This window comes from Micromonospora sp. M71_S20 (genome assembly GCF_003664255.1).
Classification (GTDB): Bacteria; Actinomycetota; Actinomycetes; order Mycobacteriales; family Micromonosporaceae; genus Micromonospora.
Genome location: NZ_RCCV01000001.1, coordinates 2,517,081 through 2,532,773, shown reverse-complemented (window position 1 = coordinate 2,532,773; position 15,693 = coordinate 2,517,081). Strand labels below are relative to the sequence as shown.

Here is a 15,693-nt window from a genome sequence, read left to right as displayed (position 1 = left end):
CGCGCCGTCACCCCCCGGTGCGTCCCCACTGCCCGAAGACTAGCCACCGCCCGCACGCGGCTCCGTCCGGTTTGAACGTCTATCGTCCCGTGGGTACGGCAGTTCTGCCGCTCTTTCTGCCGGTGCCGGGCGGGCCCGGGGACGGGTCAGGAGGGCGGGACCGTTCCGTCGCAGTCGGCGGCGGACCCGGTGCTTCCGGCGGTGGCGCCGGGGTGCACCGCGTCCCGGACCCGGCGCAGCCCGTCGAGCAGGGCGGCCAGGGCCTCCGGGTCGAGTTGGCCGGTGAACCACTGCTCGATGATCCGCAGGTGCCCGGGCAGGGTCTCGTCGAGGCGTTGCAGGCCGGAGGCGGTGACCACGGCGAACGAACTGCGCCGGTCGGAGGGACAGGCGCGGCGGGCGAGCAGCCCGTCGCGTTCCATCCGGTCCACCACGCGGGTGACGCCGCTCGTCGAGAGCGAGGTCTGGGCGGCGAGGTCGGTCATCCGCAACTGGTTGCCGGGTGAGCGGGCGAGTCTGGTCAGCACCTCGAACTCGACCGGTGAGAGGCCGTGCTCCTCGAACTGGGAAGCGAACCGGGCCGAGAGCCCGGCGTGTGCCTCGACGAGCAGGCCGACGGCGGTGATCCGGGGGTCGTCGAACACGTTCTGGTCCACGCGTCCATCCTAGCAGTACTTGACACGAGGAATATTGCTATGCCTATAGTTGCTGCGGCAGTCGTTGGGCTACTAAACAACTTTTCCCCACGGAGGGCAGCTTCATGACCAGCAGCACCGCACCGGTCACCCGCGACTGGGACGGCCTCACGATCCCGACCGCCGGCACCTACCTGCTGGACGCGGCGCACAAGCGCGTGGGCTTCGTCGCCCGGCACATGATGGTCAGCAAGGTACGCGGTGAGTTCGCCGACGCGAGCGCCACCATCACCGTCGCCGAGGACCCGATGCGGTCCACGGTCAGCGCCACCATCCAGGCGGCCACCATCAACACCAACCAGGCCGACCGGGACGCGCACCTGCGCAGCCCCGAGTTCCTCGACGCCGAGGCCTTCCCGACCCTGGAGTTCCGCAGCACGGCCGTGAAGTCCCGCGACGGCAACGAGTTCGTCCTCTCCGGCGAGCTGACCATCAAGGGCGTCACCCGCCCGGTCGACCTGGAGGTGGAGTTCGAGGGCGTCGGCCGCAGCCCGTTCGGGCAGGACATCTTCGGCTTCTCCGCGTCCACCGAGATCGACCGCGAGGACTTCGGCCTGACCTGGAACGTCGCCCTGGAGACCGGGGGCGTGCTGGTCGGCAAGAAGATCAAGATCGAGATCGAGGGCGAGGCCGTCCGCCAGGCCTGATCCGCCGTACCGCTTCCGGGCCCGCGCCGCGTCACGGCGCGGGCCCGACGCGCGTACGCAGGGTGAGGGCCGCCGACCCGGGTGCGATTTGTCACGACTCATTCGCGGTTCGATCCGGTGCCGGGCGGCACCGGCTGGGTAGAAATGCCGCCGGGAGCGCGTCCGCCGACCGGAGTACGGTCGTCCCGGCCGTGGGATCGCCGCGACCTCCTCTGGTCCCGACGATGCCGACACTCCTAACGTGGAGGGTTCACCACGCGCTCACCGGGCCGGCACGGTCCGACTGCGCCTCGCGCCGGGAGGAAACATGGGCAGGGACGTCGAGCAGGGCGCCTTCTCCCGGGAGGACCGGGTCCGCTACCGACAGAAGGTCCGGCGGTGCCTGGACGTCTTCGCCCTGATGCTGGACGACTTCGGCTTCGACGCCGACCGGCCGATGACCGGGCTGGAGATCGAGCTGAACCTGGTCGACTCGGCGGCCGAGCCGGCGATGCGCAACGACCAGATCCTCGCCGACATCGCCGACCCGCTCTTCCAGACCGAGCTGGGCCAGTTCAACCTTGAGCTGAACGCGCCGCCCCGGCTGATCGAGGGCAGCGGGTTCGCCGACTACGAGCAGGACCTGCGCGGCAGCCTCTCCCGCGCCGACGAGCGGGCCGCCAAGTCGGACGCGAAGATCGTCCTGGTCGGCATCCTGCCCACCCTCACCGAGCGGCACCTGGTCGAGGACAACCTCTCCACCGACGAGCGGTACCGGGTGCTCAACGACCAGATCGTCGGCGCCCGGGGCGAGGACATCGAGCTCGACATCCGAGGCGTCGAACGCCTCCAGACCCACACCGACTCGATCGCCCCCGAGGCCGCCTGCACCAGCCTCCAGTTCCACCTCCAGGTCGCACCGGACAGCTTCGCCGACTACTGGAACGCCTCCCAGGCCATCGCCGGGGTGCAGGTGGCCGTGGGGGCCAACTCGCCCTTCCTCTACGGGCGGCAGCTCTGGGCGGAGACCCGCATCGCACTGTTCGAGCAGGCCACCGACACCCGGCCGGACGAGCTGAAGGCACAGGGCGTACGACCCCGGGTCTGGTTCGGCGAACGCTGGATCACGTCGATCTTCGACCTCTTCGAGGAGAACGTCCGCTACTTCCCGCCGCTGCTGCCGATCTGCGAGGACGAGGACCCGGTCGAGGTCCTGCACGGCGGCGGCGTACCGGAGCTGGGCGAGCTACGCCTGCACAACGGCACCGTCTACCGGTGGAACCGGCCGGTCTACGACATCATGAACGGCCGCCCGCACCTGCGCGTCGAGAACCGGGTGCTGCCGGCCGGCCCGACCGTGGTCGACATGCTGGCCAACGCCGCCTTCTACTTCGGGCTGGCGCGCGGGCTGGCGGAGTCCGACCGGCCCATCTGGAGCCAGCTCACCTTCAGCTCCGCCGAGGAGAACTTCCACGCCGCCGCCCGGCGCGGCATGGACGCCGTCCTGCACTGGCCACGCCTCGGCGAGGTGCCGGTGACCAAGCTGGTCCTGGACGTCCTGCTGCCCAGGGCGGCCGCCGGGCTCGACCGGTTCGGGGTGTCCCCGGCCGAACGCGACCGGCTGCTCGGCATCATCGAGCAGCGCTGCCGTACGGGCCGCAACGGCGCGGTCTGGCAGACCGAGGCGGTCTGGGCGGCCGAGCGGCACCGCGGCATGGACCGGAACGCCGCCCTGCACCACATGGTGCAGCGCTACGCCGAGCTGCAACGCAGCAACGAGCCCGTGCACACCTGGCCCGTCGACTGACCCGCATCCCGGTGCGCCGCAGCTGACCCGCGTCCCGGTGCGTCGCGGCGGTGGCGCCGATCCGGGCCGGCGCGAGTCCCGGCACGCGACCGCCTGCGCTTCCGGCCCCTGACGCTCCGGTCGCACCCGTCCTACCCCGGGTGCTCCGCAGCGGTGGCGCCCCGGCGCCGTCACTCCTCGTCGTTCGGCGCGGCCGACCCCCGGCAGGGCGGGTCGCCTCGGCGGCACCGCGGGGTTCAGCGTGTGCGGCGGCCGGAGCGGGGTCGGCGGCCGGTGGGCTGCGGTTCCGCCGGATCGTCGGCGGCCGGCACGGGCGGCTCCCCGGTCGTCGCCGACGCCGGCGTGCCGTCCCCGGTGGCCGGGGCGGCCGGCTCCCCGGCCGGTGTGCCGGACGTGGCCGCGGGCCTCGCGGCGGCGGGTACCGGCGCGGGTTCGCGCTCGGCGGGGTCCGGCGCAGGCTCGCGCTCGGCGGGGGGAGCCGGGGGCGTTCCTCCGCCCGCCGCGACGGCGTCCCCGTCCGGCGCGGTGCCGTCCGGCGCGGTGGAGGTGTAGCTGCCGCCCGGCCCTGGGAGTGCGCCACCGCCCGGCGTCATGAGGGTGCCGCTGCCGGCGGGCGCCGCCTGGGCGTCGCCGTCGGTGCCGCCGACCGGAGGGGTGTGTCGCCCCGGACTGGGATCGCCCGGGTGGTCGGCGGGTTCGCCGGTGCGTTGGCGGGGCACCCGCACCGTTCCCCGGGCCGCGGCCCGTCGGGCGGCCCGCTGGGCGAGGGCGGTGACCAGGACGGCGCCGCCGACCCCGATGATCACCGCGTACGGCGCGATCAGGTGCGCCGACACCTGCTCCGGGCTGATCGCGGTCAGCCTCGGCACCGCCAGGAAGTACGCGGTCGCGACGAGCAGCGGCCCGGCCGCACCCGAAACGGCCGCCCCGACCCGGTGGTCGGGATCCCGGGCGTCCCGGCGGGCCGCGAGGGCACCGATCACCAGTGCGGAACCGAGGGACAGCAGCGCACCCGGCCAGTAGAAGTAGTCGCGGATCCAGTACCGCCCGTCGTCGGGGCCGAGCTGCCAGATGCCGAGCTGGGCGCTGGTGAGGCCGCGTCCGGCCAGTACGCCGTCCACGACGGCGATCACGGCGAGCAGCCAGAGCCAGCCGACGGTGGCGATCACGTTGTTCGCGGCGGCCCGCGAGCGCAGCGCCCAGACCGCCGTCAGCACCCCGACCAGCACGCCGACCGCCGCGTAGGCCGCCGCGACGTTCCGGGGCGACCCGGTGTCCGCCACCGTCACCGCCTCCCGGGCCGGTACGGCCACCAGCAGCACGGTGATCAGCGCGCCCACCCCGGCGGCCACGGCGAGCGCGACGGAGCCGAGGGCGCCCCCACCCGGTCCGGCCGGAGCCGGGTCGGCGGGGTCGGTGTCCGGTGCCGGGGCGCGGTCGCGCAGCCGCTGCGCGCAGACCGCGCCGAAGACCGTCGAGGTGGCAGCGATCCAGGTGGCCCAGATCAGGCCCGCCACCCAGGCGGTCGCGCCGGCGGTCGCGTCCGCCGGTGCCCAGTTGATGATGCCCAGCCCGTAGCCGAAGCCCAGTTGGGCCGCGCCCGCGCCGGCAGCGACGCCGACCGCGGTCGCGATCGATCCTCCCCAGCCCCGTCTGGCCATGCCGGGGAGCGTAACGTCCCGTGGTCGGCGCGGCGAGTCGTGGCGGTCCGGCCCGGGTGACCGCGACGACGCCGACGTCGACGGGAGCGGGTACGGTCGCCGGTGATCGAGGCGGGGTGGGCGTATGACGGACGGGGACACGGGCGCGCGGGACGACGCCGGGCCGGACCGGTCGGCGTTGCTGCTCAGGGGCGGGCTGGCCGTCGTGCTGCTCGCTGCCGTCGGCGCGACCGGCGGCTGGCTCCTGGCCGGCGAGGACGACCCACCGGCCCCGCCGACGGCGGCGGCGGAGAGTCTGCCCTCCACCGGCACCCCCGGCACGGCCCGGCCGACCCCGGGCCGGTCCGCCCCACAGGCTCCCCGGACGACCGCCCCGAGCCGCCCCGCCGGGCTGACGGTCCCGCCGGTCGTCGGCGAGGAGTTCACGGACGCCCGCGACGAACTGCGCGAGAAGCGGCTGGGCTGGCGGCTCGTCTTCGGTCGGGGCACGGGAACGACCGTGGAGCGCACCTCCCCGGAGGTGGGTAGCGAGGTGCAGCCCGGACGTACCGTGACGCTCTATGTGAGCGGTCCGGCGCCGGCCGCCACCGTGCCGGACGTGGTGGGCGACGACTGCGACGACGCGGCGGACGAGCTCGTCGACGAGGGCTTCTATCCGCATTACCGGACGGGCAAGACCGGCAAGGTCAGCCGCCAGGACCCGGCCGGCGACGGTGCGGGCCGGTGGAACGACCAGGTGTCGATCTGGTGCGGCGACGCGCCGGAGGACGGCGATTCGCCCTCCCCGACGCCGTGACGGAGCGTCCGGCACGCTGATCCCGGCCGATGGCCTCCGGGACCGCTAGGTTGGCGGTCAGGGGCCCGCGACGCCCGCCCGGGCCGGGAGAGGACGTGCCATGAGTGAGCGTCAGCGAGCGAATCATCGGCACAGTGTGGTGGTGTCTCAGGTCGGCACGCAGCGGAGCGGAGTGCCGGCATGAGTGAGCGTCAGCGAGCGAATCATCGGCACGGTGTGGTGGTGTCTCAGGTCGGCACGCAGCGGAGCGGAGTGCCGGCATGAGCGACGACCGCCAGGAACCGCCCGTCGGGGAACACGACGACCGGACCCGCCCGCTGCCGCCGCCTGGCGGTCCCTCGGCCGGGCCGGAACCCGACCGTACGCAGCCGCTGCCCCGCCCCGACACGAGCGCCCCGGGCGCCGGCGACGCCACCCGGCCGATGCCCGTGGACGGCACCGCCCCCCTGGACCGTACGGCCGCCGGGCCACCGGAGCGGTCCGGGCCGGCGGCGTGGTCCGGCCGGGCGGAGGTGCGCCCCGGCGGGCCGGCCGACCAACCGGAGGCCGAGTGGTACGCCGAGGACCAGGACGGGCGGCGCTGGTGGCTGCCGATCCTGTGGGGCGTGCTCGTGCTGCTGCTGCTCGGCCTGCTCGGCGCCGGGCTGTGGCTGGCCCTCCGGTCGGCGGACGACGATCCGAGCGGGCCGGAGCCGGCACCGTCGCCGTCGGTGACCCGCGCGTCGCCGACCACCGCCGCGCCGACCTCGGCCGCCCCCACCAGCTCGTCGCCCTCGGCGTCCCCGACGCCCTCGGTGCCGGCCGAACTGCCGATGCCGCCGGTGGTGAACCTGCCGCTGGAGACGGCGCAGGCCATCCTGGACGACGTCGGGCTGGACCACCGGGTGGAGTACGAGACGTCGGACCGGCCGGCCGGCACGGTGATCCGCACCGAGCCGGAGGCGGGGGAGCTGGTGCCGGAGGACGAGGAGGTCACGCTGGTGGTGGCCCGCGACGCCGCCTCGCCGACCGGCGGGGTCACGCCGTCGGTCGAACCGACCGCCACCCGGTGAGCCGCTGACCGCGCCGCCGGCGGGGACGCCGCCGCGTCACCACCTGCGCCCCTGCGTCACCGTCTGCGCCCCTGCGTCACCGTCTGCGCCCCTGCGTCACCACATTCGTCGTCTCGTCCCGACCATGCCGAGCCCGGCCAGCGAGATGGCCAGTCCGAAGATGCCGGACCAGAAGAGGGAACGGCGGACGTCGTCGGGCGCGGGGCGGGCGGCGTGTGCCGCGCCGCCCGGGGAGGCCGCGGGAACGTCGGCCCCGGCGGCGGGCCCGGACTCGTCGGCGGCGCCGAGCGCGTCCGGTTCGTCCGGTCCGGTCAGCGCGTACGGGGCGTCGAGGGCGTCCGGCCCGTCGTCGCCGTCGGGCGGGTCCTCGTCCACCACGGTGATCTCCGGTGCGGGGACCGGGGTGGTCAGCCGTGTGGTGGACGAGAGGGCGGGATCGCGGACCACGACCACCAGCGTGGTGGCGGCGCCGATCAGCGCCAGTAGTCCGAAGGCGTAGGCGATACGGGAGCGGTGGTGCCGCCGCGCGGCGGGCTGATTGACCATGGCCATCCCAGGTTCGGGGTCCTGGACGCGCGGGGTGGAACGTGCCGGGGTGGGCGTACCTCATCCTATGGCGACGGCACGCCCCTCGGCTGCCGATCGCGCAGGTCAGCCCACCCGGACCGGGGTGCGGGCGACGGGCCGGCGCGGCGCGCGCACGGTGTGCGGCCGCGGCTCCGGGGCCGACCGCAGATGGCGCAGCCCCTCCCGCTGGACGAAGATCGACCGCCGGCTGACCGCGTCCCCCGATGCGTTCAACTCGTAGCCTTCGAGCCAGATCCAGCCGTCGTAGGTCGGCCAGTCGAGCACCCGGATGACCCGGAACATGATGGGCCTGAGGAACTGGACACTCGCCGCGCGAGTCACGTGCAGTACGTCACCGGAGCGGGGAAGCACATGGGCTCCTGGGAAGGGTCGGCCGGCCGACGGGCCGGCGGTGAGGGTCGGGGGACGTCGATGGCCCGTGGCGGGGTCGTGCCTCGTGGACCGGCGGTGCGGGCGGTGGTGGTCGGGCCGTACCCGCTGGTGGCGAACCGCCACCCGACCAACACCCGGCTGCTCCGGGTACCGCTCCCGCCGCCGCAGCCAACTGGCGTGCAGCGGCGAGGTCATCAACCCGGGGCAGGTCTGGTTGTCGACTGTCGGGCGGTCCCACCGCCGCGAGTCCCGCAGCCCGTGGGGTCACCACGGCGAGGAAGCGGACGAAGACGGTGAGTAACCCGTGCCATACGGACAGAGTGCATCAGCGACGTGCTTCATGCAAGTTGCACGTCGACTTTTGCCGATACGTGAGCGGCTCGTGCAAAGCAGCGCTTGAAGCCGTTCACGTATGCCCGGCACACTGGGAGCCGGTTTCGCCCGTCGCGGCCGGCCGATGACCGGCACCACCCCACGCCGCGAACGACGCCCGCCGTACGACGGTCGCGCCCCTGGCGGGTGACGACAGTGGCGCACGGCGAGGCGGAGGTGGACCGGATGAGGCCTGACAGGCGGTGGTCCCGACCAACGGGCGGGGTCGTGTCGTGAGCGAGCGGCGCAGCCCCACCATCCGGCGGCGTCGCCTCGGCGCCGAACTGCGCCGGCAGCGCGAGGCGGCCGGCATCACCATAGAGGCGGTCGCCGAGCAGTTGGAGTGCTCGGCGTCGAAGGTCTCGCGCATCGAGACCGGCCACACCACGGCGACGCCACGCGACGTGCGGGACATGCTGCGGATCTACGGCGTGGTGGGTGCCGAGAGCGACGAGCTGGTGCAGATCGCCCGGGAGGCGCGGCAGAAGGGCTGGTGGCATCCCTACAGCACGGTGCTGGTCGGCGCGTACGTCGGGCTGGAGGCGGCGGCCAGCTCGATCCGGGCGTACGAGCAACAGGTGGTGCCCGGGCTCCTGGAGACGGAGGATTACGCGGGCGCGATGATCCGGGCCGCCCGGCCCGACTTCACGCCCGAACAGGTGCGGCAACGGGTGCGTGTCCGTCTGGGCCGTCAGTCGTTGTTGACGCAGGATGATCCGGTCGATCTGTGGGTGGTGCTCGATGAGGCGGTGGTAAGCCGTCCGGTGGGCGGGGACGAGGTAATGCGTGACCAGCTCAAACGCCTGGTCGAGGTGGCGGAACTGCCGAACGTGACGCTCCAGATCCTGCCTTTCACGGTGGGGGCGCACGCCGGCATGGACGGCACCTTCACGATCCTCAGCTTCCCTGAGCCCGGTGATCCGGATGTCGTGTACGCGGAGAATGCCACGGGTGGGCTCTTCCTGGAGAAGAGTGACGAACTGCAGAAGTACAGCTTCATCTTCGATCACGTCCGAGCGGCGGCCATACGTCCAGAGGAGTCCATCGCACACATCGCGAAACTGGCAGAGGAGCCGTTGTGGAAATGGCGACCAATGGGTTCCCCGTGGACCTGACGCAGGCGACGTGGTTCAAGAGCTCGAAGAGCGGGCCGAACTGTGACAACTGCGTGGAGGTGGCGTACGTGACGGGGGCGGTCGGCGTGCGGGACTCGAAGGACAAGACGGGCCCGGCCCTGGTCTTCGCCCCGGGTGGCTGGCACGCCTTCGTCGCCGGCGCCAGGGGCGGTGTGTTCGACAAGGGCTGACGGACCGGGACGTGACGGGATGCCCCCGTCCGGCGACGAAGCCGGGCGGGGGCATCGCCGTGCCCGCGTCCGTACCGGCCGCGAAGACGTCCCGCCGTCGGCGTCGCCACATCGGGTCCCGTGTCGTTGTACCCCTCGGTACGGCGCTGGTCGACAACCCGCCGCAGGGATCGGCAACCGAGCGAGGCAGGGCGAGACGGATGACGACGATCGGGTCAGACAACCTCACCAACGGGCCGGGTAAGCCGGAACGGTTCGGGGGCAAGTACCGGGGGGCACGGCGGGACACCGTCCTCACGGAGGTGGTGTCGACCGACACCGAGATGGGTGGCCGGGAGAGCCCGGCGGCCCCGCCGGAGCAGCCCGGCCCGCCGCTCTCCCTGCCGTCGCTGGACCCCAACCCGCTGACCGAGCCGTCGTTCCCGCCCGGCAACTGGTCGGTGGAGCCGACCGAGTCGCTGGTCGACCACCCGCTGCTGCGCGGGCTGCTGATGGAGTTGCCGCCGAAGGGCAGCGTCCCGCCGCCCGGCTGGCTCGACCGCTGGTTCGAGGCGACCCGGGCGATCCTGGAACTGCTATACGTGCAGGGGCCCGGCCGCTCGCGGTGACGCAGGCCGTGCCGGTGCGGCCCGCTCGACGAGCCGGCTGTGCCGCAGCGCGTGGCGTACGCCGATGGCGGCGACGCCCAGCACGCCCACGGTGACCGCCGGGCCGGCCACGCCTGGCCCGGAGAGCAGTTCCGGGGCGCTCGCCGCAGCCACCGCGGGCAGGATCGCCAGCCCGGTGACCTGCACCGGGAGCCCGATCAACGGGTGCGCGGCGGAGGCCCGCAGGCCGTGCGGCGCGGGGGTGCCCGGGGCCGACGAGAGGGCGCCCGCGCCCGCCCGCAGCCGGCGTACCCGGCGTACCGTGCAGGCCGCGACCACGAGCGCGGGGGCGGCGGCGAGGGTGAGACCGGCGGCCGCCCGGTCCGCCGGGGCCGCGCCGGCGCTGGAGAGCCCCGCGGCCAGCACGGCGGCCGTCAGGCCCAGGCCGGTCAGCGTCAGGGCGAGTACCCATCCGGTACGCCGGCGCAGGGCCCGGGCGTGGTCCAGCCGGGGCAGCCCGTCCGCGAGCCAGCCGGCGACGAGCCAGACGGCGGCCAGCGACAGCAGCACGGTCAGGTGCATCTCCATGACGGACAGCCTTGCCCGCTTTCGACGATCGTGAATCCGGGCAGGTCCCCGGTTCGTCCCGCAGCCGCCTCCCCTAGGGGCCATCTTCCCGGTGTTATGGGGAAGTCGACATGTTTGAATTCCTGATTGCGCCCCCCTACCCTCAGCTTGATCGGCATTCATCGATTCACTCGTCTCGAACAGTTGGACGGTCGGTGCCGGTCGGAGGGAGTAGAAGATGGGTCTTCCACGCAGGTCCGTACTCGTCGGGGTGGCCGCGCTGGCCATGGTGGCCACCGCCACGCCCGCCATGGCCGCCGAACCGGTGGGCACGATCCGCGCCGCGGGCGGCGCCACGGCCGTGGCCGACAGCTACATCGTCGTCTTCAAGGACAGCTCGGTCGCCCGCAGCGGCGTCGGTGACACCGCGCAGCGGCTGGTCAGCCGGCACGGCGGCGCGGTCGCCCGCACCTACGGCGCCGCCCTGCGCGGCTTCGAGGTCCGGGTCGACGCCAGGGCCGCCGCCCGCATCGCCGCGGATCCCGCCGTGGCGTACGTCGAGCAGAACCACACGGTGTCCATCAGCGGCACCCAGACCAACCCGCCCTCCTGGGGACTGGACCGGATCGACCAGCGTGCCCTGCCGCTGAACAGCTCCTACACGTACCCGAACACGGCGAGCAACGTGCACGCCTACATCATCGACACCGGCATCCGGTTCAGCCACAGCGACTTCGGTGGGCGGGCCGTCTCCGGCTACGACGCCGTCGACGGCGGCTCGGCCGACGACTGCAACGGGCACGGCACGCACGTCGCCGGCACCGTCGGCGGTTCGGCGTACGGCGTGGCCAAGGGCGTCCAGCTGGTCGGCGTACGGGTGCTGAACTGCCAGGGCAGCGGCACGAACGCCGGCGTCATCGGCGGCGTCGACTGGGTGACCGCCAACGCGGTCAAGCCCGCCGTGGCCAACATGAGCCTCGGCGGCGGCGCGAACGCCTCGCTCGACACCGCCGTGCGCAACTCCATCAACTCCGGCGTGAGCTACGGCCTGGCGGCCGGCAACGACTCCGGCGGCAACGCCTGCAACACCTCGCCCGCCCGGACCGCCGAGGGCATCACCGTCGGCTCGACGACCAACACCGACGCCCGGTCCTCGTTCTCCAACATCGGCACCTGCCTGGACATCTTCGCGCCCGGCTCGTCGATCACCTCGGCGTGGCACACCAACGACACCTCGACCAACACGATCAGCGGCACCTCGATGGCGACGCCGCACGTGGTCGGCGCCGCGGCCCTGGTGGCCAGCGCCAACCCGACCTGGACGCCGCAGCAGGTCCGCGACTACCTGGTGAACAACGCGACCAGCAACGTGGTGACCAACCCCGGCACCGGCTCGCCGAACAAGCTGCTCTACGTCGTCAACGGCGACACCCCGCCGCCGACCGACGACTTCTCGGTCTCGGTCTCGCCGACCTCCGGCTCCACCGCGCCGGGCGGCTCGGTGACCGCCACGGTCGGCACCGCCACGACCAACGGCTCCGCCCAGTCGGTGAGCCTCTCGGCCAGCGGGCTGCCGTCCGGGGCGACCGCCTCGTTCAGCCCGGCCACCGTCACCTCGGGCGGTTCCTCGACGCTGACCATCAGCACCTCGGCGAGCACGCCGCCCGGCACCTACACCGTGACCGTGACGGGCACCGCGGCCTCGGGCAGCAAAACCGCCACCTACTCGCTGACGGTCACCGGCACCGGTGGCGGCAGCTGCTCCGGCACCAACGGCACCGACGTCGCGATCCCGGACACCGGCGTCACGGCCAGCAGCTCGATCGTCATCTCCGGCTGCGCCCGTAACGCCTCGTCGGCCTCCACCGTCGCGGTGAACATCGTGCACACCTACCGTGGTGACGTCGTCATCGACCTGGTCGCCCCGGACGGCTCGTCCTACCGGCTGAAGAACAGCAGCTTCTTCGACGGCGCGGACAACATCAACGCCACCTACACGGCGAACCTGTCGAGCGAGGCGGCGAACGGCACCTGGCAGCTGCGGGTGCGGGACGTCTACACGGGCGACACCGGCTACCTGAACACCTGGACCCTCACCCTCTGACGGAGTGACGAGAGGGCCCCTTCCCACCGCCTCGTGCGTGGGAAGGGGCCCTCTCGGCGTCTGTCGGTAATCAGACGGCGAAGGTCGCCGGTCGCTCCGTGGCCGGGGCCGGCGGCCGCGCCTTCCACAGCCCCGTCTTCTGCCCGGCGAGCCGGGTCAGGTAGGCCGGGTTGAGGATCACGTAGCGTCGCCAGAGCCGCTTCGGCTCCAGGCCGAGGCGCCAGAACCACTCCAGGCCGGCCCGCTGCATCCACGGCGGCGGCTGGCGCAGCAGCCCGGCGTGGTAGTCGAAGGCCGCCCCGACCGCCATCATCGGCATGTCCAGCAGCGGCCGCATGGCGTACGTGAAGACCTCCTGGCGCGGGCAGCCCAGCCCGACCAGCACGAGCCGGGCCCCGCTGGACCGGATCCGGTCGGCGATCTCCACGTCCTCGCCCGGCTGCACCGCCCGGAACTTGGACGGCTCCACCCCGGCGATCTTCAGCGCCGGGAACATCCGCTCCAGCGCCGGAATCAGCCTGGCCAGGGTCTCCTCGGTCGACCCGTAGAGGTAGACCGGCAGCCCCTCGTCGGCGAACCGGGAGAGCACGTGCAGGGTCAGGGTGGGGCCGTAGACCCGGTCGGTCAGCCCCGCGCCGTGCAGCAGGTTGAGCGCCCAGCGCACCGGCTGGCCGTCGGGGGTGACCACGTCGAAGGAGTTCAGCCGCGCGTTGTGCGCCGGGTCGAGCACCCCGGTCATCACGCCGTGCACGGCCAGCGCCGTCAGCGCCAGCGGGCGGCGCTCCTGCGCGGCCGCCACCACCTGCTCGGTCGCCGCGGCGTAGTCGGTGGCGTCGACCAGGACCCCGAGGACGTTCCGCTTGCCCTTGCCGGTCATGCGCCCGGCACCCACTTGTCCACGTTGGCCTCGTAGATCTCCCGCATGATCATGGGCACGTCGTAGACCTGCTTCCACTCGGGGTAGTCGGCCTGGAAGGCCTCGTTCGAGCCGATCCACCACTTGTGGTCGCCGATCCGGTTGGCTCCGACGTACTCGGTGATCATCTCCTGGCCGGTGATCTGCTCGGCGAGCGCGAACGCCTCGCGGTTGGAGGTGTTCGAGTGCCGGCCGCCGCCGAGGTTGTAGACCGCCGCCGAGCGCGGGTTGCGGAAGAACGCCTCGAACGCGGAGACCACGTCCGAGCTGTGGATGGCGTCGCGGACCTGCTTGCCCTGGTAGCCGAAGATCTTGTAGGTGCGGCGCTCCATGTTGGCGCGCATCACGTAGCCGAGGAAGCCGTGCAGCTCCGTCGCGGAGTGCGCCGGGCCGGTCAGGGTCCCGCCCCGGAAGCAGGCCGTCCGCATGCCGAAGTAGCGGCCGTACTCCTGCACCATGACGTCGGCCGCCACCTTCGAGGCACCGAAGATCGAGTGCAGGCAGGCGTCGATGGACATGTCCTCACGGATGCCCTGCTCGTACGGGTGCCCCGGCTCGATCTCCCAGCGGGACTCCAGCTCGACCAGCGGCAGGCTGTTCGGCCGGTCGCCGTAGACCTTGTTGGTGGAGCAGTGGATGAGCGGCGCCTCGACGCAGTGCTCGCGCACGTTCTGCAGGACGTTGAGCGTGCCGGCGGCGTTCACGTCGAAGTCGGTGAACGGGTCGCGCACCGCCCAGTCGTGCGACGGCTGGGCGGCGGTGTGGATCACCACGGCGACGTCGGTGCCGTACCGCTTGAACAGCTTGGCCAGCGCGGCCCGGTCGCGGATGTCGATGCTGTGGTGCGAGTACGCGGACCCCAGCTCGTCGGTCAGCCGGCGGACGTTCCACGCGGTGGACGCCTCCGCGCCGAAGAACTCCTGCCGCATGTCGTTGTCGATGCCGACGACCTCGAGACCGAGGCCGGCGAAGTGCCGGACCGCCTCGGAGCCGATCAGACCGCCCGACCCGGTCACGAACGCGACACTCACACGCCACTCCTGGTCCATCGGAGGCAGAAACCATCGGAGCATAGCGTGACGTACGGCACGCCCCGATACAGCGCGAGGGCCCCGCATCGCTGCGGAGCCCTCGCGTATTGGTGGGGAAGGGGGGAGTTGAACCCCCACGCCCTTTCGGGCACACGGACCTGAACCGTGCGCGTCTGCCATTCCGCCACTTCCCCGTGGCCTGACCTCGAACACTGTAGTCTGTGCCGGACCTGCTGTCTCCAGCGGGCCTCGGACATCCTAGCCGGTCCGTGGTCGTTGCGACGATCGGTTACCGTCCGAGGAGCGGTTACCGTTCGTGGCGGACGAAAGAGTAGCACGGCAGTATCGGCCCGTCCGAACGGGCCGCCGTCAGACGGCCGAGCGGCGTGTGAGCTGCGCGCGCGCCGGCCGGATACCATCATGTCCTCGGGACCCGAGGAGGAGCCGGTGAGCGTGCTGCAACGCTTCGAGAAGCGTCTGGAAGGCCTGGTCGAGGGGGCCTTCGCCAAGGTCTTCAAAGGGGTGGTCCACCCCGTGGAGATCCTCAACGCCATGCAGCGGGAGGCCGAGGCGCACAAGGCGATCCTGGCCGGTGGGCGCACGCTGGTGCCCAACCGCTACGTGATCGATCTCTCGCCCTACGACCACAGTCGTCTGGCGCCGTACGCCGCCGCGCTGGCCCAGGAGCTGGCCCAGTCGCAGGCGGAGTTCATCGGCGAGCAGGCCTGGACGGTCTACGGCGACGTGATCGTCGAGATCGAACGCGGCGAGGGGCTGGACACGGGGATGTTCCGGGTCACCGCCGAGGTCTACACCGGCGGCGAGGTCGCCCCGGTCTCGGCGCCCGGCTACGACGCGGGCCCGCCCGCCTACCCGGCGTACGACCAGGGCGGCGGCTACGGTCCTCCGCCCGGCCACGGCGGCGGCCGCAACGTGCGGCTGGTCTCCGGCGACGGGCGCACCTACCCCCTCCAGATGGGCTCGACCGTGATCGGCCGCGGCGACCAGGCCAACCTGCGCCTCCCCGACGTCGGGATCTCGCGGCGACACGCCCGGCTGGACTTCGACGGCGGTCAGGTCGTGCTGACCGATCTCGGGTCGACCAACGGCACCATGGTCAACGGCCAGCGGGTCTCCGCCGTCGCCCTCAACCCCGGCGACATGATCCAGCTCGGCACCACGACGCTGACCTTCCGCGTGGACGGCTGACCCG

The 15,693-nt window shown here is 72.8% G+C and carries 16 protein-coding genes and 1 tRNA gene; 9 read left to right on the top strand and 8 right to left on the bottom strand.

The genetic code is table 11. The features are described from left to right. Positions 1 to 146: 146 nt before the first annotated feature. Positions 147 to 656 carry a MarR family winged helix-turn-helix transcriptional regulator gene (locus DER29_RS11535; protein ID WP_121397343.1) on the bottom strand — a complete coding sequence of 170 codons (510 nt, stop codon included), beginning with the start codon at positions 654 to 656 and terminating at the stop codon, positions 147 to 149. A gap of 104 nt (positions 657 to 760) precedes the next feature. On the opposite strand from DER29_RS11535, the gene DER29_RS11530 reads away from it, so the two are divergent. Then, positions 761 to 1,342, top strand: coding sequence for a YceI family protein (locus tag DER29_RS11530; RefSeq protein ID WP_121397342.1), 582 nt, complete (start codon positions 761 to 763; stop codon positions 1,340 to 1,342). Between the two features lie 307 nt (positions 1,343 to 1,649). Further along, positions 1,650 to 3,128: a glutamate--cysteine ligase gene (locus DER29_RS11525; protein WP_121397341.1), complete on the top strand. Its 1,479-nt coding sequence runs from the start codon at positions 1,650 to 1,652 to the stop codon at positions 3,126 to 3,128. A 236-nt stretch (positions 3,129 to 3,364) separates the two neighbouring features. On the opposite strand, the gene DER29_RS35170 is transcribed toward DER29_RS11525, so the two are convergent. Then, the gene (locus DER29_RS35170) at positions 3,365 to 4,789 is read right to left on the bottom strand and encodes a hypothetical protein (RefSeq protein WP_233599720.1); all 1,425 of its coding nucleotides are present in this window, start codon (positions 4,787 to 4,789) and stop codon (positions 3,365 to 3,367) included. Positions 4,790 to 4,913: 124 nt separating this feature from the next. Between DER29_RS35170 and DER29_RS11515 the strand changes: the two genes are divergently transcribed. Both DER29_RS11515 and DER29_RS11510 read left to right on the top strand, forming a co-directional pair. Next, positions 4,914 to 5,585, top strand: a complete 672-nt coding sequence (locus DER29_RS11515; RefSeq protein WP_121397340.1) for a PASTA domain-containing protein — start codon at positions 4,914 to 4,916, stop codon at positions 5,583 to 5,585. Positions 5,586 to 5,845: 260 nt separating this feature from the next. Continuing rightward, positions 5,846 to 6,637 (top strand): PASTA domain-containing protein, encoded by a 792-nt coding sequence (locus tag DER29_RS11510; protein WP_121397339.1) that lies wholly within the window; start codon positions 5,846 to 5,848, stop codon positions 6,635 to 6,637. Between the two features lie 96 nt (positions 6,638 to 6,733). Here DER29_RS11510 and DER29_RS11505 read toward each other — a convergent pair whose 3' ends face one another. Both DER29_RS11505 and DER29_RS11500 read right to left on the bottom strand, forming a co-directional pair. Further along, on the bottom strand, positions 6,734 to 7,189 hold the full coding sequence (locus DER29_RS11505) for a hypothetical protein (RefSeq protein ID WP_199729227.1): 456 nt from the start codon (positions 7,187 to 7,189) through the stop codon (positions 6,734 to 6,736). A gap of 99 nt (positions 7,190 to 7,288) precedes the next feature. Next, positions 7,289 to 7,576, bottom strand: coding sequence for a hypothetical protein (locus tag DER29_RS11500; protein WP_089002741.1), 288 nt, complete (start codon positions 7,574 to 7,576; stop codon positions 7,289 to 7,291). 626 nt (positions 7,577 to 8,202) lie between these two features. Here DER29_RS11500 and DER29_RS11495 point away from each other — a divergent pair. The 3 genes from DER29_RS11495 (at position 8,203) to DER29_RS11485 (ending at position 9,883) form a co-directional block, all read left to right on the top strand. Beyond that, entirely contained in the window at positions 8,203 to 9,084 is an 882-nt protein-coding gene (locus DER29_RS11495; protein WP_121399153.1) for a helix-turn-helix transcriptional regulator, read from the top strand. Beyond that, the gene (locus DER29_RS11490) at positions 9,054 to 9,275 is read left to right on the top strand and encodes a DUF397 domain-containing protein (RefSeq protein ID WP_121397338.1); all 222 of its coding nucleotides are present in this window, start codon (positions 9,054 to 9,056) and stop codon (positions 9,273 to 9,275) included. The genes DER29_RS11495 and DER29_RS11490 overlap by 31 nt, the downstream gene beginning before the upstream one ends. A gap of 200 nt (positions 9,276 to 9,475) precedes the next feature. After that, positions 9,476 to 9,883, top strand: coding sequence for a hypothetical protein (locus DER29_RS11485; protein WP_121397337.1), 408 nt, complete (start codon positions 9,476 to 9,478; stop codon positions 9,881 to 9,883). Here the strand turns inward: DER29_RS11485 and DER29_RS11480 are convergent. Then, positions 9,851 to 10,450, bottom strand: coding sequence for a hypothetical protein (locus tag DER29_RS11480; RefSeq protein ID WP_121397336.1), 600 nt, complete (start codon positions 10,448 to 10,450; stop codon positions 9,851 to 9,853). The genes DER29_RS11485 and DER29_RS11480 overlap by 33 nt on opposite strands. A gap of 217 nt (positions 10,451 to 10,667) precedes the next feature. On the opposite strand from DER29_RS11480, the gene DER29_RS11475 reads away from it, so the two are divergent. Continuing rightward, positions 10,668 to 12,533: a S8 family serine peptidase gene (locus tag DER29_RS11475; RefSeq protein ID WP_121397335.1), complete on the top strand. Its 1,866-nt coding sequence runs from the start codon at positions 10,668 to 10,670 to the stop codon at positions 12,531 to 12,533. Between the two features lie 70 nt (positions 12,534 to 12,603). On the opposite strand, the gene DER29_RS11470 is transcribed toward DER29_RS11475, so the two are convergent. From DER29_RS11470 to DER29_RS11460, 3 genes are all read right to left on the bottom strand, one after another. Beyond that, complete coding sequence (locus DER29_RS11470) at positions 12,604 to 13,410, bottom strand: WecB/TagA/CpsF family glycosyltransferase (protein ID WP_121399152.1); 807 nt, start codon at positions 13,408 to 13,410, stop codon at positions 12,604 to 12,606. Continuing rightward, positions 13,407 to 14,522: an NAD-dependent epimerase/dehydratase family protein gene (locus DER29_RS11465; protein ID WP_199729225.1), complete on the bottom strand. Its 1,116-nt coding sequence runs from the start codon at positions 14,520 to 14,522 to the stop codon at positions 13,407 to 13,409. The genes DER29_RS11470 and DER29_RS11465 overlap by 4 nt, the downstream gene beginning before the upstream one ends. 66 nt (positions 14,523 to 14,588) lie before the next feature. Then, positions 14,589 to 14,674: transfer RNA gene (locus DER29_RS11460), tRNA-Leu, on the bottom strand. A gap of 226 nt (positions 14,675 to 14,900) precedes the next feature. On the opposite strand from DER29_RS11460, the gene DER29_RS11455 reads away from it, so the two are divergent. Continuing rightward, complete coding sequence (locus DER29_RS11455; protein WP_088996759.1) at positions 14,901 to 15,689, top strand: DUF3662 and FHA domain-containing protein; 789 nt, start codon at positions 14,901 to 14,903, stop codon at positions 15,687 to 15,689. Positions 15,690 to 15,693 lie beyond the last annotated feature (4 nt).

Excerpts from the sequence above, each read along its gene's own strand:
- DER29_RS11470 (WP_121399152.1), bottom strand. The coding sequence starts at position 13,410 with ATGACCGGCAAGGGCAAGCGGAACGTCCTCGGGGTCCTGGTCGACGCC.
- DER29_RS11510 (WP_121397339.1), top strand. The coding sequence starts at position 5,846 with ATGAGCGACGACCGCCAGGAACCGCCCGTCGGGGAACACGACGACCGG.
- DER29_RS11490 (WP_121397338.1), top strand. The coding sequence starts at position 9,054 with ATGGCGACCAATGGGTTCCCCGTGGACCTGACGCAGGCGACGTGGTTC.
- DER29_RS11525 (WP_121397341.1), top strand. The coding sequence starts at position 1,650 with ATGGGCAGGGACGTCGAGCAGGGCGCCTTCTCCCGGGAGGACCGGGTC.
- DER29_RS11455 (WP_088996759.1), top strand. The coding sequence starts at position 14,901 with ATGTCCTCGGGACCCGAGGAGGAGCCGGTGAGCGTGCTGCAACGCTTC.
- DER29_RS11515 (WP_121397340.1), top strand. The coding sequence starts at position 4,914 with ATGACGGACGGGGACACGGGCGCGCGGGACGACGCCGGGCCGGACCGG.
- DER29_RS11505 (WP_199729227.1), bottom strand. The coding sequence starts at position 7,189 with ATGGCCATGGTCAATCAGCCCGCCGCGCGGCGGCACCACCGCTCCCGT.
- DER29_RS11485 (WP_121397337.1), top strand. The coding sequence starts at position 9,476 with ATGACGACGATCGGGTCAGACAACCTCACCAACGGGCCGGGTAAGCCG.
- DER29_RS11475 (WP_121397335.1), top strand. The coding sequence starts at position 10,668 with ATGGGTCTTCCACGCAGGTCCGTACTCGTCGGGGTGGCCGCGCTGGCC.
- DER29_RS11530 (WP_121397342.1), top strand. The coding sequence starts at position 761 with ATGACCAGCAGCACCGCACCGGTCACCCGCGACTGGGACGGCCTCACG.
- DER29_RS11480 (WP_121397336.1), bottom strand. The coding sequence starts at position 10,450 with ATGGAGATGCACCTGACCGTGCTGCTGTCGCTGGCCGCCGTCTGGCTC.
- DER29_RS35170 (WP_233599720.1), bottom strand. The coding sequence starts at position 4,789 with ATGGCCAGACGGGGCTGGGGAGGATCGATCGCGACCGCGGTCGGCGTC.
- DER29_RS11465 (WP_199729225.1), bottom strand. The coding sequence starts at position 14,522 with ATGCTCCGATGGTTTCTGCCTCCGATGGACCAGGAGTGGCGTGTGAGT.